This window comes from Bacillus sp. LH1 (assembly GCF_057924895.1).
In genome coordinates, this window is record NZ_CM175007.1 from 5035047 (window position 1) to 5055877 (window position 20831).

Annotated in this window: 20 protein-coding genes and 1 pseudogene; 3 read left to right on the top strand and 18 right to left on the bottom strand. The window is 34.2% G+C overall.

Going from position 1 to position 20831, the window contains the following annotated elements; all coding sequences use genetic code 11:
- Window positions 1-398: 398 nt before the first annotated feature.
- Window positions 399-1497 (bottom strand): peptide chain release factor 2 gene (gene prfB, locus ACX9TM_RS26135; protein WP_096001716.1). Its coding sequence is split into 2 segments (ribosomal slippage): window positions 399-1424 and window positions 1426-1497, totalling 1098 coding nucleotides; the frame shifts between segments, so codons are not numbered across the junction.
- A gap of 144 nt (window positions 1498-1641) precedes the next feature.
- Window positions 1642-4149, bottom strand: a complete 2508-nt coding sequence (gene secA / locus ACX9TM_RS26140) for a preprotein translocase subunit SecA (RefSeq protein WP_000579385.1) — start codon at window positions 4147-4149, stop codon at window positions 1642-1644.
- 357 nt (window positions 4150-4506) lie between these two features.
- Between secA and ACX9TM_RS26145 the strand changes: the two are divergent.
- A pseudogene (locus tag ACX9TM_RS26145) lies at window positions 4507-4656 on the top strand (tyrosine-type recombinase/integrase); the annotation flags it as partial.
- On the opposite strand, the gene ACX9TM_RS26150 reads toward ACX9TM_RS26145, so the two are convergent.
- The 14 genes from ACX9TM_RS26150 to ACX9TM_RS26215 form a co-directional block, all read right to left on the bottom strand.
- Entirely contained in the window at window positions 4653-5180 is a 528-nt protein-coding gene (locus ACX9TM_RS26150; RefSeq protein WP_033671094.1) for a hypothetical protein, read from the bottom strand. The pseudogene ACX9TM_RS26145 and the gene ACX9TM_RS26150 overlap by 4 nt on opposite strands.
- A 41-nt stretch (window positions 5181-5221) precedes the next feature.
- Window positions 5222-5860 carry an ATP-binding cassette domain-containing protein gene (locus tag ACX9TM_RS26155; RefSeq protein WP_000371033.1) on the bottom strand — a complete coding sequence of 213 codons (639 nt, stop codon included), beginning with the start codon at window positions 5858-5860 and terminating at the stop codon, window positions 5222-5224.
- Window positions 5861-5863: 3 nt separating this feature from the next.
- Window positions 5864-6619, bottom strand: coding sequence for a hypothetical protein (locus ACX9TM_RS26160; RefSeq protein WP_002094202.1), 756 nt, complete (start codon window positions 6617-6619; stop codon window positions 5864-5866).
- A gap of 71 nt (window positions 6620-6690) precedes the next feature.
- Window positions 6691-7386, bottom strand: coding sequence for a hypothetical protein (locus ACX9TM_RS26165; protein WP_000466505.1), 696 nt, complete (start codon window positions 7384-7386; stop codon window positions 6691-6693).
- Window positions 7373-8161: a hypothetical protein gene (locus tag ACX9TM_RS26170; RefSeq protein ID WP_065382318.1), complete on the bottom strand. Its 789-nt coding sequence runs from the start codon at window positions 8159-8161 to the stop codon at window positions 7373-7375. The genes ACX9TM_RS26165 and ACX9TM_RS26170 overlap by 14 nt, the downstream gene beginning before the upstream one ends.
- A gap of 27 nt (window positions 8162-8188) precedes the next feature.
- A complete protein-coding gene (locus ACX9TM_RS26175) occupies window positions 8189-8758 on the bottom strand; it encodes a hypothetical protein (protein WP_001211060.1) in 570 nt (189 codons plus the stop codon).
- A 117-nt stretch (window positions 8759-8875) separates the two neighbouring features.
- Complete coding sequence (locus ACX9TM_RS26180; RefSeq protein WP_000023374.1) at window positions 8876-9358, bottom strand: DUF2712 domain-containing protein; 483 nt, start codon at window positions 9356-9358, stop codon at window positions 8876-8878.
- A 271-nt stretch (window positions 9359-9629) separates the two neighbouring features.
- Window positions 9630-10172 carry a ribosome hibernation-promoting factor, HPF/YfiA family gene (gene hpf, locus ACX9TM_RS26185; protein ID WP_000671185.1) on the bottom strand — a complete coding sequence of 181 codons (543 nt, stop codon included), beginning with the start codon at window positions 10170-10172 and terminating at the stop codon, window positions 9630-9632.
- A 322-nt stretch (window positions 10173-10494) separates the two neighbouring features.
- Window positions 10495-10692, bottom strand: coding sequence for a cold shock protein CspC (gene cspC, locus ACX9TM_RS26190; protein ID WP_001990088.1), 198 nt, complete (start codon window positions 10690-10692; stop codon window positions 10495-10497).
- A gap of 126 nt (window positions 10693-10818) precedes the next feature.
- The gene (locus ACX9TM_RS26195; RefSeq protein WP_033693505.1) at window positions 10819-11523 is read right to left on the bottom strand and encodes a ComFC family protein; all 705 of its coding nucleotides are present in this window, start codon (window positions 11521-11523) and stop codon (window positions 10819-10821) included.
- Entirely contained in the window at window positions 11523-12872 is a 1350-nt protein-coding gene (gene comFA / locus ACX9TM_RS26200) for an ATP-dependent helicase ComFA (RefSeq protein WP_000225359.1), read from the bottom strand. The genes ACX9TM_RS26195 and comFA overlap by 1 nt, the downstream gene beginning before the upstream one ends.
- A 126-nt stretch (window positions 12873-12998) precedes the next feature.
- Entirely contained in the window at window positions 12999-14444 is a 1446-nt protein-coding gene (locus ACX9TM_RS26205; RefSeq protein WP_000499476.1) for a C40 family peptidase, read from the bottom strand.
- A gap of 148 nt (window positions 14445-14592) precedes the next feature.
- Complete coding sequence (locus ACX9TM_RS26210) at window positions 14593-14907, bottom strand: winged helix-turn-helix transcriptional regulator (RefSeq protein ID WP_000400857.1); 315 nt, start codon at window positions 14905-14907, stop codon at window positions 14593-14595.
- Between the two features lie 172 nt (window positions 14908-15079).
- Window positions 15080-15922, bottom strand: a complete 843-nt coding sequence (locus ACX9TM_RS26215; RefSeq protein WP_000684725.1) for a DegV family protein — start codon at window positions 15920-15922, stop codon at window positions 15080-15082.
- Window positions 15923-16158: 236 nt separating this feature from the next.
- Between ACX9TM_RS26215 and ACX9TM_RS26220 the strand changes: the two genes are divergently transcribed.
- Both ACX9TM_RS26220 and ACX9TM_RS26225 read left to right on the top strand, forming a co-directional pair.
- Complete coding sequence (locus ACX9TM_RS26220; RefSeq protein ID WP_000926669.1) at window positions 16159-16794, top strand: YigZ family protein; 636 nt, start codon at window positions 16159-16161, stop codon at window positions 16792-16794.
- Window positions 16795-16877: 83 nt separating this feature from the next.
- A complete protein-coding gene (locus tag ACX9TM_RS26225; RefSeq protein ID WP_065382497.1) occupies window positions 16878-18002 on the top strand; it encodes an LCP family protein in 1125 nt (374 codons plus the stop codon).
- Between the two features lie 37 nt (window positions 18003-18039).
- Here the strand turns inward: ACX9TM_RS26225 and wecB are convergent, their stop codons facing one another.
- Together wecB and ACX9TM_RS26235 are read right to left on the bottom strand one after the other, a co-directional pair.
- Entirely contained in the window at window positions 18040-19155 is a 1116-nt protein-coding gene (wecB, locus tag ACX9TM_RS26230; RefSeq protein WP_000140145.1) for a non-hydrolyzing UDP-N-acetylglucosamine 2-epimerase, read from the bottom strand.
- Between the two features lie 74 nt (window positions 19156-19229).
- Window positions 19230-20555, bottom strand: coding sequence for a UDP-glucose dehydrogenase family protein (locus ACX9TM_RS26235; protein WP_000704930.1), 1326 nt, complete (start codon window positions 20553-20555; stop codon window positions 19230-19232).
- Between the last annotated feature and the right edge of the window lie 276 nt (window positions 20556-20831).

A 20831-nucleotide genomic window follows, 5' to 3' on the forward strand; every position in this document is an offset into this window, starting at 1 on the left:
ACACTCATTTTCATTATAAGCATTATCTTTATATAGAAAAACTAAGGTGTATTTCATATTCCTCAAAAATACAGTGAGAACCTTGATAAAATAATGCTTTCATAAGTTGTTTCAATTCTGTGAACAACTTAAAAAACTCCTATAAAGCATCCTTTTTAAAAGGAAAATTAGAAAGTTCTATATAAATCTTTACCATATTACCGATCTATTTTACTATTCTCTACTTTTTACAAAACAATATACAGCATTGTAATCTACATATAATCCCATCAAAAAGAGAAGTTGTCGTTTCCAACTTCTCTTCCTCTTTACTTCATCTATAAAAATAAAATCAAATTCTTTATATCCTCTATTGTCCTCAGCATGCGCCAACAATTTCGTTGGCTTTTTTTCGCTTATTAGATGCGAGAACGTAAGTAAGCATCAATAAATGGATCAATCTCTCCATCCATAACAGCTTGTACGTTACCAACCTCCGTATTTGTACGATGGTCTTTTACAAGAGAATACGGGTGGAATACGTAAGAACGGATTTGGCTACCCCATCCGATTTCTTTTTGCTCTCCGCGAATTTCATCTAATTCTGCTTGTTGCTCTTCTAGTTTCTTTTGATATAATTTCGCTTTTAACATTTTCATCGCATGCTCACGGTTTTTAATTTGAGAACGCTCCGACTGACATGTTACAACCGTATTTGTCGGTGTATGTGTAATACGAACTGCTGAATCTGTCGTATTTACGTGCTGTCCACCAGCTCCACTTGCTCGGTACGTATCAATTTTTAAATCTTCTGTACGTACTTCGATTTCAACTTCATCATTGAACTCTGGTACAACTTCACAAGATACGAATGATGTATGACGACGCCCTGAAGAATCGAATGGTGAAATACGTACAAGACGATGTACACCTTTCTCTGCTTTTAAGTAACCGTAAGCGTTATGACCTTTAATTAATAAAGTTACACTCTTAATACCAGCTTCATCACCTGGTAAATAGTCAACCGTTTCTACTTTGAATCCGCGTTTTTCAGCCCAGCGTGTGTACATACGTAATAGCATAGAACCCCAGTCTTGTGACTCAGTTCCACCTGCACCTGGATGTAATTCTAAAATCGCATTATTTTTATCATAAGGATCACTTAATAGTAACTGAAGCTCATACTCATTCATTTCTTGAATTAAGCCTTTTACTTCTGATTCTAATTCCTCATGTAAATCTTCATCATACTCTTCTTTTAAAAGCTCATGCGTGATTTCTAAATTTTCGAACGTCTCATCTAACTGACGGAACTTTCCAACCATATCTTTTAACGCATTCGCTTCATTAATTACAGCTTGTGCTCCTTGTTGGTCATCCCAAAATCCTGCGCCCATCATTTTCTCTTCTAATTCTGCAATTTGTTTCTCCTTAGTAGGGAGGTCAAAGAGACCCCCTAAAAGCCGCTAATCGCTTAGCCATTTTCTCTAATTCCTGTCTAATTTCTACTAATTCCATTTCCTTCACCTCTATGTAATTGCTGTTACTTTCGTATGAAAACAAGGGAAACTCTCTCCACTTATTACGGAGAGAGTTTAATCCTTCTTAATTATACATTTTTGATATAAAAGTTTGCAAAACAGCCAAAGCTACAGTCCTATATTACTGAACGATACCACAGCAGTTTTTATATTTTTTACCACTACCACATTTACATAAATCGTTGCGGCCCACTTGGTCACCTTTTACAACTGGCTTTTTCTTTGCTTCTTCGCCATCGCTAGAAGGATGAACAGCTTCACCTTGAACAACTTCTTGACGTTCTAAGTTTTGTTCAATTTCAGCTTTCATAATGTAACGAGAAATTTCCTCTTCAATAGAAGCAACCATTGACTCGAACATCGCGAACCCTTCCATTTGGTACTCACGAAGTGGATCGATTTGACCGTAAGCACGTAAATGAATACCTTCACGAAGGTGATCCATCGCATCAATATGCTCTGTCCATTTCGTATCTACAACGCGGAATACAACAACCTTCTCAAACTCACGCATTTGCTCTTCTGGCATAAGCTTTTCTTTTTCATTGTATCGCTCAATTAATTTCGCAATAATTGGCTCGCTCATTTCCTCAGGAGCAAGGCGACGTAATTCTTCTTCTTTTACATCTCCGTCTTGAAGAAGGTTTGTATTTAAGTAGTCAACAAGACCTTTAATGTTCCAATCTTCTTCAATTTCCTCTTGTGTATGAAGAGCAACAGCACGTTCTACTGTAGATTTCATCATACCTTCAATGATGCCGCGTAAGTTGTCAGACTCCATTACCTCTTGACGCTGTTTGTAAATAACTTCACGTTGCTGACGAAGTACATCATCATATTGCAGTAACTGCTTACGTGCATCATAGTTATTTCCTTCAACACGTTTTTGTGCAGATTCTACCGCACGAGAAACCATTTTACTTTCAATCGGCTGAGAATCATCCATACCAAGGCGGTCCATCATTGCTTTCATATTATCTGAACCAAATCGGCGCATTAATTCATCTTCCATCGATAAGTAGAACTGCGTAACACCAGGGTCCCCTTGACGACCAGCACGACCACGTAACTGATTATCAATACGACGACTTTCGTGACGCTCTGTACCGATAACTGCTAAACCAACGTTTTTCACATCGTCTCCAAGCTTAATATCTGTACCACGACCTGCCATGTTCGTCGCGATTGTTACAGCACCTTTAATACCAGCCTCTGCAATGATATCTGCTTCACGAGCATGATTTTTCGCATTTAAGATGTTATGACGTACACCTTTACGCGTTAACATTTTTGAAATAAGCTCTGAAGTTTCAATTGCAACTGTACCTACAAGAACAGGTTGTCCTTTTTTATGACGATTTACAATATCCTCAACAACAGCATTGAACTTACCTTCCATTGATTTAAAGATTAAATCGGCACGATCATCACGAATAATCGGTTTGTTTGTCGGAATTACAATAACGTTCATATTGTAAATGTTACGGAATTCCTCTTCCTCTGTTTTCGCTGTACCAGTCATACCAGATAATTTTTCATACATACGGAAGTAGTTCTGGAATGTAATTGTTGCAAGCGTCATGCTTTCATTTTGAATTTCTACACCTTCTTTTGCTTCAATCGCTTGGTGTAATCCTTCGCTATAACGACGACCTTTCATAAGACGACCAGTGAATTGGTCTACAATTACGATTTCGCCTTCTTGTACAACATAATCTGTATCACGATGCATAACAACGTGTGCACGAAGCCCCTGATTAATATGGTGAAGAAGTGCTACATGTTTTAAATCGAATAAGTTTTCAATATGGAAAGCTTTCTCTGCTTTCGTAATACCATCTTCTGTTAGCATTACATTTTTCGTTTTCACATCAAATGAATAATCTTTTTCATTTTCTAACGTACGAACAAATGCATTTGCAAACATGTATAGCTCTGTTGATTTTTGAGCTTGTCCTGAAATAATAAGCGGCGTACGTGCTTCATCGACTAAAATAGAATCGACTTCATCGATAATAGCAAAGTGAAGTGGACGTTGAACGCATTGCTCTTTATATAAAACCATGTTATCACGTAAGTAATCGAATCCAAGCTCATTATTTGTGCTATACGTAATATCAGCAGCATAAGCCTCTTGTTTCTCTTCGCGTGACATACTATTTAAGTTAATTCCTACCGTTAAGCCAAGGAACTCATGAAGTTGTCCCATTTCGCTCGCATCACGTTGTGCTAAATATTCATTGACTGTAACAACGTGAACACCTTTTCCTGTTAAAGCATTTAAATATACAGGTAATGTAGATGTTAACGTTTTACCTTCACCCGTTTTCATCTCAGAAATATTCCCTTCATGTAAGGCAATACCACCCATTAACTGTACGCCATATGGACGCATTCCAAGAACACGAGTTGCCGCTTCGCGAACAACTGCAAAAGCTTCAGGTAGTAAATCATCTACTGTTTCACCTTTTGTTAGACGTTCTTTAAATTCAAGCGTCTTTCCTTTTAATTGTTCATCAGTTAGTGGCTTAATAGATGACTCTAATGCATCAATTTGCTCAACTGTCTTTTGCATACGTTTAATTTGGCGTTGATTTACATCAAACACCTTTTTTAAAATACCGATCATAGGAAATACGCTCCTCTTTTTATTAAAATAAAACTTCCGATTGTTTTTCTTTTTCTCTATTACAATCAGTCGTTATAAAAATCAAATGTATGTTATGCCAATTTTTCTCCTAATTAAAAAAACTAAAATGTATATACCTAATGATAATTGTAACACTTGTCTTATAACTATGACAACAATCGGCAAGATGTCGGGCCTCATATTCAGAAAAAGTTTTTATTTCATTTGTTACGTTCCTTTTCTCTGTCTCGCTATTTCAATTTCACGTTACAAATTTCGTATTAAATCTAAGTCATATTCTTTCAAGTTTCCTTTTAAAGAATATGACTACCAAAAATTCCTTAATAAAATCTAAATCAACAATTACAAAAAGCCGGAAACTTCGCAGGTGTAGCATCCATAGATACTTACACCTACAAAAAAACCCCGACTTTAAAAGATATTGTTATGTTGCAAGATCTACAAACAACATTAAAATATAGCTGTATCAATCATAAATTTTATTAATTTATCGGTATTTCTAATTCATGATATTTCCCTTCCTTATCTTTTATACACGAAATGAATTTCACTTTAGTTGATTCATTTGAAAAGTTTTTATAATTTTTATAAGGGTCATCTCCTATAAAATAATTTGTCCCTATATACCCTCGTACTGTTTTACCAGCAGGTATTACAGGATCAAACTGATATTTTTTAGGTAATTCCATTGAATAAGGGATTAAATTATAAAACTCACCTATTTTAGAATAAAACATTGTATCGGAAATAGACTTATTACTAAGCAAGTTAATATCTCGATTTGTTGTATTTGTAATATCTAAAGGTAAAACATACGTCACTACTTCACGGTCTTCATAGGGGTCATAAACTTTTGTAGGATCAAGAGGATTAAGTGCATGAAACGTAACTCCTTGCCCATCTTCAAAAGTTCTATTAGATAAAAACTCATCTTTTACCACTTTATAAGATTCATTATTAAGATTTAATGTTTTAAATCTTAATAAACTAGCAAATATACATAGCAACAGACACAATCCAATACTTATTAAGATATGTTTTCTCGTCACTCTTAATCTACCAACTTTCCATTATTAACATGTACAATACGATCTACCATTTCATTATCTAGAACATGCAAATCATGACTGGCTACAACAATAGTCGTTCCCTTGGCTTTTTCTACTTTCAAAATATCTAAAACATCTTTTATCCCATCACTATCTAAAGCATTAGTTGGCTCGTCTAATAACAGTAATTTTGGTTGTTCCATTAAAGCTTGCGCTATCCCTAAACGTTGTTTCATACCTAAAGAGTATCTTTTATACTTTCTCTTATCTGTTTTATCAAGCCCAACCCTTTGAATAATATTATAAATCTCCTCATCGGAGATTTTATTGTTAATCGATGATAAAAATTTCAAGTTCTGAAAACCAGTATACCCTGGAATAAAACTTGGATATTCAATCAATATTCCCATAGAATCAGGAAATTGCTTTTGTTTTCCAATTATTTCATTATCTATATAAACAACTCCAGAATTCAAACGCATTAACCCTGAGATAGCGCGTAAAATCATCGTTTTACCAGAGCCATTATGCCCCTTCAAAACTAAAAATTCGCCTTTTTTTACTGACAAATTAATATTATCTAACACAACATTTCCTTTTAATCTTTTCGTCATACATTCACATTTAATATAATTGTCCATAAATTATTCACCTATCACATCTAGTTTTTTAAAACAAAAACTACCTAATAAAATCATTACAACAACAATTACTACCCCTATTAGGAGTAAATCATTCCATTGAATAGATTGATTATTACCTAAAGTCAATTGAATTGAACTGTGATCAACAAAATACCAACGATTTGGCATAACAAAAGAGCCTAAAAAATAAATACTATGAAAGAAAATAGACAAAAATAGGTACAACAACATTAGTACAAAAACAATAGTTATCGGTATATAAAAAGTTAAAAACTCAAAAATCAAAGCTAATAAAAAACTTATAATTATTTGAATTAGCATAGTACCTAATATTTTATAAGAAAATTGACTATATAAAGAACTCTCGCCAAAAGTAAGCAAATAGTACACCGTAAACCAAATAAAATACATAACAACCCAAATACAAACTATGTAAAAAAACAAAGATAGCATTTTCGTTAACCACAGAAAATGCTTCTTCTTAACACGAGGAAATAAATAAACACCATTCTGTTGAATATCTGAAAAAGCAAAATTGCCTACAAGCAACAAAGGAGTGATTTGAAAGAATATCCAATAAAAAGGGATAGAAAATCGCCCCTCCTTATAAAAATAAGATAAATCCACAAAGTCTACTCCATGAAAAAATCGATAAAAGGTAACATCTACTAATACAGATTCTTTACCATTACTAAGAGGCTGATTGTATAAAAAAGCAATTGCAATAATAGCATAAATTAAGAATAAAAAAGCCATTATCTTGATGGAATCTCGAAACCTTACATGTAAATCTCTTTTTAACAAATAATATAAGATCATAATGTAAACTAGATCACCTCTGTCTCATCATTCATAGAAATATAACTTTTTTTAGATAAAATCCATACACTTATAAAAAAGATAAAAAGACAGACAAATAAGCGTATACATATACCAGTAGCATCTTCAAAGACATTTATATAAAAAGCATTTGTAAATAAAAATCCATGTAATATAAATCTATCTAATAAAACAGCAGTAATCATACATATTATTACAAGTAAACTAGGTAAAAATAATTGCAATAAAGCACTTATCATACATATAAAAACACTCGCAAATAATTGAATGCAAAATAATAATGGATAATTTACATCAACACTAGTTACAGCCATCATATTTGACATCAAAAACAACTGTAAAATCATACTCCCAGCAAAAAAGTAAACAAAAACAAATAGCTTCAAATAATATATGGAAACTAATTTCAATGCATTATTCACTCTGTAAACAACATAAATACTAAAAAAATTCGACATAGAATATACAGAAAAAACGATAGTTAAAGGAATAAATATAGTCGATAAATTATAAAACGACATAACCTTATACAAAACTTCCAATTCGTTCATTTTCTCTTTTATAATTCCGGTTTCAAAATAATTGAACAAACAACCAATGATACTGACATTAAGTAAAAAGAGAATACTTAACCAAACATATTTCATCCTTATAGTTTCTTTCATAACATTATAAAAGAACATGCTTCCTACTCCCCCGTAAATAAAGAACTACAGAACAAAACCAAATACATAACAGTACACTAAGAAAAATTTGTAATTCAAAAAAGCCAAAATCTTTAATTAAATAATCTTTAGGATTGAGAATCCCTTTTCCAATACCAAGCCAAAAAATATGTAAAATAAATGGAACTAAATAAACAAAATAAACTCGTTTTATAAAAAACGAAACTGATAAAGCTAAACTCGAAAAAACTGCACCGTATAAACTATTTAAAAATACATACATTAGAAAATATAAAGTAGGATACTCATAATAAACCGTATTAAATTGAGCTGTTGGTGAAACAGTAGCCGCCATATAATTTAATATCGGATGCGGAGCAACTGTCGGATAAGTCATCGCATATAAATAAAAATGAAATAGTAAAGGGACACTTATAATAAAAAAAGATACTATAAAATTAATAAAATAAAGTAATCTAAAATAATGACGCGTTCCCATCTTAGAAATGACAGGATAAATAAATCCATAATTTTTATCAATTCTATAAATCCCAGCTACAGCCATTGCAGAAATCATAGGAAATATAAGTAGATAAAATTCACTATAAAATGGTAATCTATTAAAATGTAAAATGTTAGATAAATATGGAGATACCTTTATAATCCCAGCATCATTAAATCCTTTAGTTGTCACAAACATAGCAATATATTGAGCAATAACAATTACTAACATAATAAATACAGACAACCAAAACATCCTACCTTTTAAAATCCTTCCTAAAAAGTAACTCATCTATAGCTCCTCCATAAACCATTAAATTTAAATCTTTTTTAATATGAACAATTGATCCGCAACACCATAACATTTATTTTCTTTATTTAACCAAATGTAACGAAAAGAAACATTTGCTCTCTCTCCTTCAAATTTAGGAAACTCAACTTCATACTGATAAACATCATTTGTACCTTTTCTTTTTACACTCTTAACTTCTTGTTTCCACTGAATTATTTTTCCATCAATTTGTTCAATCCGTCCCAAAAGATACGTTGGTTTTTTCTTATTCGTCACACCCGTTAAAAAAACATAATAATTTTCTGGTATCACTCCTGACTTTAATTTTTTATTTGAAAGCTTATCCTCTATTAAGCTATCATTTCTTTCTATTTGACCTTGAAAGAAATCATGACCATTTTCACTTTTTAAAAACACTTGTTCAACAATAGTATTTTTCTTAATTTCTTGTAACTGAATACTTTTCAAATTATCTTTTTCCGTTAAAGTATCTTCAATATTTACAATCGGTTCATCTACTTTCTTTTGACAAGAAACTAAGAAACTAATACTCAATATAAAAAAACAAACTAAAATATATCTTGAGATAAACCTCATTACAACTCCTCCTATTTTAAAAATGAAATAGCAGGAAAAGCCGTATAATCAAGACTCTGAACTATACGACTTTTTCTAGTACTACACAATAAATAATTTCAATTTATAATTTCTAAATCAATATTCAGTGTAAGGTCCACTTGGTCTTACACTATCAGGACTCCAAGCAGTAGGATAAGCATTATTTTCTCTAGAATAACCACCAAATCTCACAGGTACATTTTTTCCATAGTTTTCATATGCGTAATTTTGGAAAAGATACGTTTTACCTGGTTTCACCGTTCCTTCATGCTTACCCGACTCACCTGAAACATTTACCCAATCTCTATTACCTTTACCTTTATTTTTATCAGCTTCTGTCCAAACGTTAAAAGAACCACCGCCCTTCTCACTACTCTTTACACGCATATACATAGAAGTAGGTGTCTCTTTAGGACGTGCATTAGTAAAATCATATGCATTCCAAAGTCTAAAGGTAAATTCTACATGATCATCCTTTGTATCAGCCTTAGCAGGTTCGGTTAAAGCAAAAGTACTAGCTAAAATACCTAACGATAAAACAGATCCAAACATAAAACGACTTTTTTTCTTAATGCTCACTAAAAGCACCTCCGATAATTTGTAGCATTATATTGATTTTATTTTTTTACTAAAGAAACAAACTAAATCTATATAATGCAATTTTAAGATAACAAAAGCAAAATACACTATCAATTGATTCCAGAAAACTTAATATTTTATTTACAATTATAAAATATTGCTAAATTAAACAAAATTAGTATACTCCTAACAAGTACATACTTATGGAGATAATCACATTCAAAATCTCAATACAAAAAAGCGCAGCCATTTCGGCTACGCTTTCGAATTATTATTTAGTTTCGATTAAACCGTATTTCCCATCTTTACGGCCATATACAACATTAGTTTCGTTTGTATCAGCATTTGTGAAGACGAAGAAATTATGTCCTAGCATATCCATTTGTAGGATTGCCTCTTCAACGTCCATCGGTTTTAAATCGAATCGTTTTGTACGTACAAGTTCTAATTCATCTTCTTCTACCTCATCCAAAACAGCTACTGCTTCCGGAAGGATAAAGTTCGTTTTTATAGAACCTTTCTCACGTAACTTACGATTTACTTTTGTTTTATGTTTACGAATTTGTCGCTCAATTTTATCAACTACTAAATCGATAGCAGCGTACATATCGCTATTAGTTTCTTCTGCACGAAGTAATAAATCAGTAAATGGAATTGTTACCTCGACACGTTGCTTGTCAGAGTATACTTTTAAATTAACTTTAATCTCTGGGAATGTATCAAAATAACGCTCTAACTTACTTAGTTTTTTCTCTACATATTCCTTTAATGCTGGAGTTACTTCAATATTTTCACCACGAATGTTGAATTTCATAGATGAATTCCTCCTTTCAAGCCTATGTACTATAATTTCGACATTGGCTTAAAAACTCCTTCTAACTTTTTTAAAAAAATTAGTGGAATTGCGATTTTTTTATCGTTTTTTGTTGAAATGAAAAGATGCATCGTTTCTATCTTTATTTTATCCTATTAACATCGTGAATAACGAATATTTCTGTGGACAATTCGTTACAGAAAAGAAACAACTTTTTGACAACTTACCCTATAACAAAAACCCCTTGCGAAAAACAAGAGGTTCTACTACATATATATAACGTTGCCACAAACGCAGCTTTCTCTTCCCAAAACAATATACCCTACAGTTTCACAACATTAGCTGCTTGTGGTCCACGTGCTCCATCTACAATGTCAAACTCTACTTGTTGCCCTTCTTCCAATGACTTATACCCATCTTGTTGAATAGCAGAAAAATGGACAAATACATCGTCACCATCTTCACGCTCAATAAACCCAAATCCCTTTTCTGCATTGAACCATTTCACTCTTCCTTGCATGTTCATTCCATTCCCTTCACTCTAAAAATCAGGGCATTCGCCCCATATTTTGACTATAACGAATGACAACATATGAAGTCAAAGAAGACTTATCGCCTTTTTATTATCGCTTTCGACACTGTCATATTAACTTCTACAAAGTGTCAAACTAGATACTTCCCTTGCCCCTCTTTCATATAACAAACTTCCGATTTGCCTAACTGTAATCCCTGTCGTATACACGTCATCAACGAGTAAAATATGTTGCCCAGAAAACATCTCTTCTCCCTGAAAATAAAAAGGATTGCTTCCTGACACCCTTTCTTTACGTGTCTTCTTACTTTGCTTTTCTGTTTCCCTTCTTCTTAATGATGGATAAGAAATTTTGACAGGCAAACAAGTTGCTAATAACTCAGCTTGATTAAAACCACGTTCAATTTCCCTTTCCTTACTAAGCGGAACAGCGATAACAGTTGAAACATTGGCAAAACACTTTTGAAATAAACTTCGAAAAGGACGATAAAAAATGTGCACTAACTCTGCATCCCCCCGAAACTTAAACTGCGCTACTATTTCTTTCATCTCATCATCATACATATATAACGAACGGTTTTTAAAAGAACGATACTTCTCCTCTTTCATCCACCTTATACAATCTATACAAATACCGTCTTCTTGAAATGAGACAGGAACAAATTCTAAAGGTCGCCCGCACTCCATGCAAATTTCTCCTATAATATAGGAAAGTTTCTGCTCACATCTATCACATATATATTTTCTATGACACTTTACAAAAAAAGTGTACCAACTAACCTTTTCTACAAAACACTCATCACAAAGTAAACAATGCATTAATCGATCAATCCTTGTTCTTTCGCATTTTTATTCATACCTTGAATATGTTTTTTCGCGCGCACCATCGCCTCTGTCTTGCCATAGTGAAAATAAATGACCTCTCCATATGGTGCTTCAAAGCTCCGCCCTGCTCGGCCCGCAATTTGTACGAGCGCACTTTCTGAAAATATTTCTTCTTCCGCCCCTAAAACTGCAACTTGCAAATTTTTCACCGTTACGCCTCGCTCTAAAATTGTCGTTGTAACTAATAATGGGATTTCTCCCTTTCTGAACGCTGCGACTTTCTCTTTTCTCATCGGATCTTCTGCATGTACCCCTTCAACTTTATTATGCAATGATTTCAATAACGAGCTTATTTCTTCTATATATCGTACATGGGGAACGAATAAAAAAACAGGATACTTTTTGTTTAAGTACATCTTTAACCATTGTAGTAAAACTCGAGGAATTCTTTCACGGTTGAGGCTTTTCTTCCAATTTCCGCACCAGCAAAATAGAGGAACTGGCAACGGATGACGGTGATATCGTCCAGAAACAATAACACCTTTTTGTTCACCTTTTCTAAATTTTCGCTTCCACGTTTCATCTGGAGTCGCAGTTAAATAAATACGCGCCGCTTTTTCTTTCATCGCTTGTTTTACCGCGTACTGTAACATTTGATCTGCACAATATGGAAAAGCATCTATCTCATCTACAACTATGACATGAAACGCCCTATAATAACGTAATAATTGATGCGTGGTCGCAACGACTAGTACTGCATCTTTTTCTTTATCTACACTCCCTCCATATAAAGCCGCTACCTTTATATATGGAAATACTTCTTGTAATCTCGGTGCTAATTCCAAAACAACATCCGTTCTTGGCGTTGCGATACAAACTCTTTCTCCTTTTTGAAGCGCTTCGTTAATACCGTAAAACAACATCTCTGTTTTCCCAGCCCCGCATACAGCCCAAATAAAAAATGATTCTTTTTGCTTAATAGCCTCTATAACTCCTTGCGCCGCCAAATTCTGGCCAGTAGACAACGTCCCGTTCCACTGTAACAAATTTGAATTCTTTTCTCTCTTTCTTTCAGCAATCCCGCGAACAAGTACAGCACATTCACTTACTCTCCCCATCGTTATACACTTCCGGCAATATGTGCACACTTTACTGCACCTTTTACATAAAAACGACGCAAATAGCCGCCGATCTACATTTCCACAGCGTTGGCACATATATTTAGAATTCTTCTTTTTTACACCTTGTACACATACGATCTCTCCCTTCTTTTTCAAATCGTTTAATTTCCTCTGTAAATCTGAAGAAAGTTCTTCTAATAGCAACTGTTTCCCCGCTACCATCAACAATCACCTCCAGCACTACTATAAACCTTTCTCATCATCTCGTAAAAACTCAAAAAAGCCGATAACCTACTTATAAAATAGTAAGCTATCGACTTTATACACTTTTTTTATTGAATTATAATTCTATAATCTTCCGTAACCTAAGAAATGTTTTTGGTTGTAAGAGCTATTTACGCTACCATAAGCAACGCCTGTTGACTCATCAGCAGCATGAATCATTTGACCGCCACCAATGTAAATTCCAACGTGAGATACGCCCGCTCTATATGTGCCTTGTAAGAAGATAAGGTCTCCTGGTTTTGCTTCAGATGGGCTGATTTTTTGTACAGAACTCCATAGACTTCTAGTATCTTGACGACCTAAACCGTAAACGTAAGAGATTAAACCACTGCAGTCAAAACCACCGTTTGAAATTGACGCACTACCCCATACGTATTTTAGACCTACTAAGCCTTTAGCTTTTTCAACAACATCTTGTCTTCCGCCACCATCATTTGTTACTACTGGTGCTGGTTTTTTCGCTTCTTCTTTTTTAGGTTCTTCTTTTTTAGACTCTTCTTTTGGAGCTTGTACAGCATTATTTGCTGGAGCTGCTGGTTGAGCTTGCGTTTGTGCTGGTTGAGCCGCCGCTGGTTGCTGTGCTGGCTGAGCTTGCGCGTCTTTAGCAGCTTGCTCTGCTTGCTTTTGAGCAGCAGCTTCTTGTGCAGCTTTTTCTTGCGCTTCTTTTTCAGCAATTTGTTGTAATTTTAATGCCTGTTGCTCAAGCTCTTTTAATTGGCTTTCCGTACTTGTCATTGTAGTTACAACTGTTTCCATTTTACCGCTTAAATCATTTACAGCAGTTTCTTTTTTCGCTTTTTCAGCGTCAAGATCTTTCTTAGCAGTTTCAATTTGAGCTTGTGCTTCTTTTAATTCTTTTTGTTTCTCTTTTACCGTTGCAACATCTTTTTTCACACTAGCTTGATCTTCTTGTTGTGTTTTCATGATATCTTCATCAGACTCAAGAATTTTAGAAACAGAAGTTAAACGATCAACTAAATCTGCAATGTTTTTAGAGTTTACAAGAACTTCTGTTACAACGTTCGTATTTGGTTGTTCTTGAAGTGCAACTAAACGCTTTCTTAATAGTTCTTCACGTTTTGCAATCTTTGTTTGTAATTCTGCAATATCTTTATTTTTCTTTTCAATTAATTGCTCAGTATCAGCAACTTTTTTCGTTGTTTCATCAAGCTTTGCAGCATTCTCTTGAACAGATTTATCTAAACCTTGAATTGTTTTGTTTAAGTCATTCATTTGCTTTTGTAATTCATCACGTTCTTGTTGTTGTTTATGTAAAGTGTCATTTTGTGTATTAATTTGTGATTTCACGTCAGAAATTTTATCTTCTGCAAATACATTTGGTGTTAGCCCAGAAAACATTAACCCTGCAACTAATGCGCAAGATGCCATTTTTAGCTTTTTCATTTTATTTTTTACACCGCTTTCTTTTTTCTTTTTCCGTATATAACCTATAAAATTTATACCATAATTCGGGATTTTTTTTGCTAATGTTACGTTTTTGTAAAACAAATGTAATATTATATGTAGCTCTAGCGCAAAATTCGTATATTTTTGTATGTGTGTGTAGAAATTTACATACTTTTCTTACTTCTATAAACAAAGAAAAAACGTAAGGAATCCCTTACGTTTTATTAAATATACGAATACAAATGAAATGCTACTTCATCCATTTCTCAGCCCAATTTTGGACCTCATCCATAACACTTTCTAACGCTTTCCCCTTGTCAGTTAAGCCATACTCGATTCGAACTGGTACTTCTGGATAGACATTACGAACTACAATGCCCTCGCTTTCCAATTCCTTCAAACGCTCTGACAACATACGATCGCTCATATTTGGGATAATATCTGCGATTTCTCTAAAACGTTTCGACTCTTCAAGCAAAGATTTAATAATTAAGCCAGTCCACTTCTTACTAAGCAGAGTAAAAGCTGACTCAAACTTTGGACATAAACAAGAATTATGCTCCATATGTTTCACCTCTCTTCTATTATAATATAGTTTCTTGTAAAAAGTAAGTTATAAAACTTTCCTCATTATTTTATTTTACGTACATTTTACCATTTCCAAATATTAACTTGTCAACTAAACGTAACATACCCGTAAAAAAACCCTCTTAAAAAGAGAGCTTTTTATATCTTTATTACTTCGTATACCATCCAAGACCTAATGCACCTTCACCTAAGTGCGTACCAATTACAGCTCCAAAATAACCTGTACGAATTGTGACGTGAGGATATTTTGCTTCTAATTCTTTCTTCCATTCATTCGCTTCTTCTTCACGTTGTGCATGAATGATAACTGCTTCCATAGGTACACCTTTACTTGCTTGCTCATCAAAAATTTCAATGATACGTTTTAATGCTTTTTTACGTGTACGAATCTTTTCAAACGGAATAATGATTTTATCTCTAAAATATAAAACTGGCTTCACTTGTAACAGACTGCCGATGAAAGCTTGCGCGCTATTCAATCGACCACCACGTTGTAAATGATGTAAATCATCAACTACAAAATAGGCGTCCATCGTTTTCTTCATTTCATCAAAACGAGCGATAATCTCTTTTGGGTTCTTTCCTTCACTTGCTAACTTTGCACCTTCACGCACATAAAATCCTTGTACTTCACAACTAATTTCAGAGTCATACGTGTATACATCAATACCCTCTACCATCTGTCCAGCTGTCGTTGATGTTTGATATGTACCACTAATTCCACTTGATAGGTGAATACTAATAACTGCATCATAATCTTTAGCTAGTTCTTCATATAGCTCAACAAACTTTCCGATTGCTGGTTGAGAAGTTTTTGGAAGTTCCTCTTGTTCACGTACTTTCACATAAAAATCATCTGCTGAAATTTCAGCTTCTTCTTGATAAGATTCTGTTCCAAACACAACGTTTAATGGAATCATATATATATTGAGTTCATCACGAATTTGCTTCGGTATATATGCCGTACTATCAGTAACAATAGCTATTTTCATTTTCGTACCTGCCTTATAAAAAGTTTTATTTCCTAATTTTACACGAAAACTACAAATGGTGCATCCATACATGAAAATGCCGGTTGAAATTATACCTACCATCTCGACAAATTACAACAAAAAGATAAAATACTCACCAAAAACTTCAGCATATTTAGAAAAAATGTTTGAATATAAAAAGGCTCGCTTTTAAAATGGAAAGTACTAGTCATTTTGATAGATAGGGGCGTACACAAGTGCTATTACAATATTTAACAATCAAAGACTACGGCGAACACGAAATCGTCATTCAAAAATCAAGATTTATTTGTTATATTAGCCGAGCAACGACTGAGGAAGAGGCTCAAGAATTTATACAAAAAATAAAAAAACAACATTGGAATGCAACACATAATTGTTCCGCTTATTTAATTGGCGAACAAGATCATATTCAAAAAGCAAATGATGACGGCGAGCCTAGCGGTACAGCTGGCGTACCAATGCTGGAAGTACTAAAAAAACGTGGACTAAAAGATACCGTTGTTGTCGTAACACGCTATTTTGGTGGCATTAAACTTGGTGCAGGTGGATTAATTCGTGCATATGGAAAGTGTACAAGCGAAGGCATTAATCATGTCGGTGTTGTCCAGCGAAAACTAATGCGTGTGATGCAAACCGAGATTGATTACACATTACTTGGCAAAGTGGAAAATGAATTACGCAATTCAAAATATGCCATTAAAGATATTCATTATCTAGAAAATGTCACATTTGATACGTATGTAGAAGAAGACGGCAAACAAGCATTTACAGATTGGATGATTGAATTAACAAACGGGAAATGTACAATTACAGAAGGAGATATGTTGTACTTAGAACAAGATGTTATCTAAGCATAACCCCATTTATCACCTTCAAAGATTAATGTAGTGAATTACTTCCCTACAAATGAACTAACGAACTAAGGAGATTATATATGGAAGAACGTTATTATCATCTCCAAAATAGCAGAATAAAAAAGAAGCGAAGAAGGAAACTTTTCTTCTTCCTTATTTTCGCATTTTTATTTGGCAGTATAGGAGTTTATGTGTTAAATTCTTACTCTTCTCTTATGGGGATATATAGTGGTTTTACTCGTGAAAAATCAGATTTAAGAGACAAAGATGTAGAAATTACAAAAGAGCCTTTTACAATTCTCATTATGGGTATAGAAGATTATGCGACAGATGGTCAAAATGGTCGTACAGACTCATTAATGTTTGCAACAGTCAATCCAAAAACGCAAAAGATTTCACTTATGAGTATTCCTCGTGATTCTCGAGTTAAAATTGTTGGCAAAAATAAGGAAGACAAAATTAACGCTGCCCATGCTTACGGCGGAGAAGAAATGGCAATCAAAACTGTCGAAGGCTTTCTAAAAGTTCCTGTAGACCATTATCTGAAAATTGATTTCCAAGGCTTTAAAGGTATCGTTGATGCTGTTGGCGGCGTTACCGTTGACGTACCCTTCGATTTCTGGGAGCGCTCTGACGTGGATTACTACAAAAAAATTCAATTTAAGCAAGGACAGCAAAACTTAAACGGTGAAGAAGCACTTGCTTACGTCCGTATGCGAAAGCAAGATCCAAATGGCGATTATGGTCGAGCTGCTAGACAAAGACAATTACTGGCCGCTGTTGCTCATAAACTAAACTCCACCTCTACTGTATTTAAAATTAAAGATTTAACAGCTGTCGTTGGAAAATATATAAAAACCGACATTCCTATTTCAGACGGACTTGCTCTTTACAATAAACTTTCTGGATTTGATCCTTCTACAATGCAAACGTTAAAGCTTGAAGGCGAAGACAAAAAGATAGGCGGTATTTATTACTTCCTTCCAGATCCAATCAGTGTAGAAACGGTGCGTAACGAAATTGAAAAAGAATTAGGAGGAAAAGCAAAAAATCCAAATATAAAAAACAACTCAAATCCTGATTCAAATTCAAGTTCTACCTCTAACGAACAAACAAAAAAAGAGACAAACCAAAATAACACACCAACTGATCCGCCACCTTCTACAAATGCTCATGCAGAGTGGATTATGCGCAATCAGCCGTAAAAAAAGGCCCAATCTATCCGATTGGGCCTTTTTTTATTTACTTATTAAAGTGTTGTAAAATCGCTTCTACAATACGCTCTGATGCACGACCATCACCGTAAGGGTTAGATGCTTTCGCCATCTTATCATGAGCTTCTTTATCTGATAACAACTCATCAGCAAGACCAAAGATTGTCTCTTCGTCTGTTCCTGCTAATTTCAGCGTACCTGCTTCAATACCTTCAGGGCGCTCTGTTGTATCACGAAGAACAAGAACTGGTACCCCAAGTGATGGAGCTTCTTCTTGTACACCACCAGAATCCGTTAACATTAAGTATGAACGAGCTGCAACATTGTGGAAATCAATTACATCTAGCGGCTCAATTAAATGAATACGGTTATGTTCACCTAAAATTTCATTTGCTATTTCACGAACAACAGGGTTCATATGAACAGGGTACACAACTTGTACATCTTCATGCTTATCAACAAGACGCTTAATTGCACGGAACATATTACGCATCGGTTCACCTAAGTTTTCACGGCGGTGAGCTGTCATAAGTACAAGACGATCATTTCCAAGTTTCTCTAGTACAGGATGACTATATGTTTCTTTTACAGTCGTTTGTAGCGCGTCAATCGCTGTATTTCCTGTAATGAAAATACGTGACTCATCTTTATTTTCCTTCTGTAAGTTCGTTGCTGATTTTGCTGTTGGTGAGAAATGAAGATCCGCCATTACACCTGTTAATTGACGATTCATCTCTTCTGGGTATGGAGAATACTTATCCCACGTACGAAGGCCCGCCTCAACATGACCTACTGGAATTTGATTATAAAAAGCAGCTAAGCTTGCAATAAATGTTGTTGTTGTATCACCATGTACAAGTACAATATCCGGCTTCGCTTCTTTCATTACTTTATCCAAACCTTCTAAACCACGCGTTGTAACATCAATTAAAGTTTGGCGGTCTTTCATGATATTTAAATCGAAATCTGGCGTAATTCCAAAGATACTTAATACTTGATCTAACATTTGGCGATGCTGTGCTGTTACAGTCACAATCGATTCAATTTTTTCTGGGTGTTTTTGCAACTCTAATACAAGAGGTGCCATTTTAATTGCTTCTGGACGTGTCCCGAAAATTGTCATTACTTTTAAACGTTCAGTCATGTGATTGCCTCTTTTCTTTCACTAATTACAGCTTCTATTATGACATATAAAAATATGCATGAGTACATCCCTTTTTAACGCATAATAGAAACATGTCTATTACAAATACTTTTTCTTCCCACCGAGTAATAATCTATCTTTTGTTTCTTAACATCTTCATCAGTATAACAATTTCTCCCATCAAATAAAATAGGCTCCCTCATAAGTTGTACGTACTTTTCTAACGGATAAGTTTGAATATCTTCCCATTCTGTTACGATAAAAACCGCACTCGCATCTCTAATCGATTCATCTATACATCTACTATATTGTATAGCATCTCCAAATATATTTTTTACATATTGAATTGCCTTTGGGTCGTAAAGAACAATTTCTGCACCTATATTAAGTAATGCTTCTATTATAATAAGAGATGATGCCTCTCTAATATCATCCGTATTCGGTTTAAAGGATGCGCCAAGAACTGCAATCCGCTTTTTACTCATGTTCATAACTTTTTTCGCTTTTTCAATCAATAGCAGCTGTTGCTTATTATTTACTTCAATAACCGCTTTTAACAAACGAAAATCATGAGCAACATTTCCCGCAATTTGCACCAGCGCTTTCGTATCTTTCGGAAAACACGACCCTCCGTAGCCAATGCCCGCATTTAAAAAAGATGCACCAATTCTCTTATCCATTCCCATCCCTTTGGCAACATCCAATACATTCGCGCCTACCTTCTCACATATATTTGAAATTTCATTAATGAAACTAATCTTTGTAGCTAAAAAGGCATTCGACGCGTATTTAATCATCTCTGCACTTTTAATATCTGTAACATACGTTTCTAAACATAATTCACTATACAAACTCTCTACTCTTCTTGCTACTTCCTCGCTATCCGCTCCAATTACAATACGATCTCCATGAAAGAAATCATAAATACCTGAACCTTCACGCAAAAACTCTGGATTCGATACGATATGTACTGTATGCCTCCCTTTTAACTTCTCCTCAATCCATCCCTTCATTACATCATTTGTACCTACTGGAACTGTACTTTTCGTAACAACAATAATATCGTTCGTCGCATATAATCCAATATCGTTACAAGCACTCTGAATATACGTTAAATCTGCCGTCCCATCTAATAAAGGTGGTGTTCCAACTGCAATAAATATAAACTCTACATCATCAAATGCCTCTTCTTTATTTGATGTAAAAATTAAAGCATTATTCTCATATGCATAATTTATTAATTCATGTAATCTAACCTCATAAATAGGTAAATCCCCTTGTTTTATCCGTTCAATTTTTTCATCATCTATATCAAAACATGTAACTGAATGCCCTAATTTTGCCAATCCTACTCCTGTAATCAATCCAACATATCCAGTACCTACTATCGTAATTTTCATTTCCTTTTCGCACAGGAATTTACAATAGAAAAGATATGAAATATAGAACTCTCCCTGCGCTTCCCCCTCTCATATTAAAAATGAGAAAACCCTTTTCCTTCTTCATTATATGAATTACTTCCCTTACTTTTTTTAAAGTTTTTGTAAAATTAAATGCACTATAAAGTAAAACTTAATCAGTGAGAATGAGGCTGCCAGGTCACGTGTAATAAATTCCCACATTTTAACACGAAACTTACTGATTTCTACGTGCAACACTTATAATACTGAAATAAA

Coding starts and splice junctions, on each gene's coding strand:
- secA (WP_000579385.1), bottom strand. CDS start 4,149: ATGATCGGTATTTTAAAAAAGGTGTTTGATGTAAATCAACGCCAAATT.
- ACX9TM_RS26155 (WP_000371033.1), bottom strand. CDS start 5,860: ATGGACAATTATATTAAATGTGAATGTATGACGAAAAGATTAAAAGGA.
- ACX9TM_RS26160 (WP_002094202.1), bottom strand. CDS start 6,619: ATGGCTTTTTTATTCTTAATTTATGCTATTATTGCAATTGCTTTTTTA.
- ACX9TM_RS26165 (WP_000466505.1), bottom strand. CDS start 7,386: ATGTTCTTTTATAATGTTATGAAAGAAACTATAAGGATGAAATATGTT.
- ACX9TM_RS26170 (WP_065382318.1), bottom strand. CDS start 8,161: ATGAGTTACTTTTTAGGAAGGATTTTAAAAGGTAGGATGTTTTGGTTG.
- ACX9TM_RS26175 (WP_001211060.1), bottom strand. CDS start 8,758: ATGAGGTTTATCTCAAGATATATTTTAGTTTGTTTTTTTATATTGAGT.
- hpf (WP_000671185.1), bottom strand. CDS start 10,172: ATGAAATTCAACATTCGTGGTGAAAATATTGAAGTAACTCCAGCATTA.
- cspC (WP_001990088.1), bottom strand. CDS start 10,692: ATGCAAGGAAGAGTGAAATGGTTCAATGCAGAAAAGGGATTTGGGTTT.
- ACX9TM_RS26195 (WP_033693505.1), bottom strand. CDS start 11,523: ATGCATTGTTTACTTTGTGATGAGTGTTTTGTAGAAAAGGTTAGTTGG.
- comFA (WP_000225359.1), bottom strand. CDS start 12,872: ATGGTAGCGGGGAAACAGTTGCTATTAGAAGAACTTTCTTCAGATTTA.
- ACX9TM_RS26210 (WP_000400857.1), bottom strand. CDS start 14,907: ATGGAGCATAATTCTTGTTTATGTCCAAAGTTTGAGTCAGCTTTTACT.
- ACX9TM_RS26215 (WP_000684725.1), bottom strand. CDS start 15,922: ATGAAAATAGCTATTGTTACTGATAGTACGGCATATATACCGAAGCAA.
- ACX9TM_RS26225 (WP_065382497.1), top strand. CDS start 16,878: ATGGAAGAACGTTATTATCATCTCCAAAATAGCAGAATAAAAAAGAAG.
- wecB (WP_000140145.1), bottom strand. CDS start 19,155: ATGACTGAACGTTTAAAAGTAATGACAATTTTCGGGACACGTCCAGAA.
- ACX9TM_RS26235 (WP_000704930.1), bottom strand. CDS start 20,555: ATGAAAATTACGATAGTAGGTACTGGATATGTTGGATTGATTACAGGA.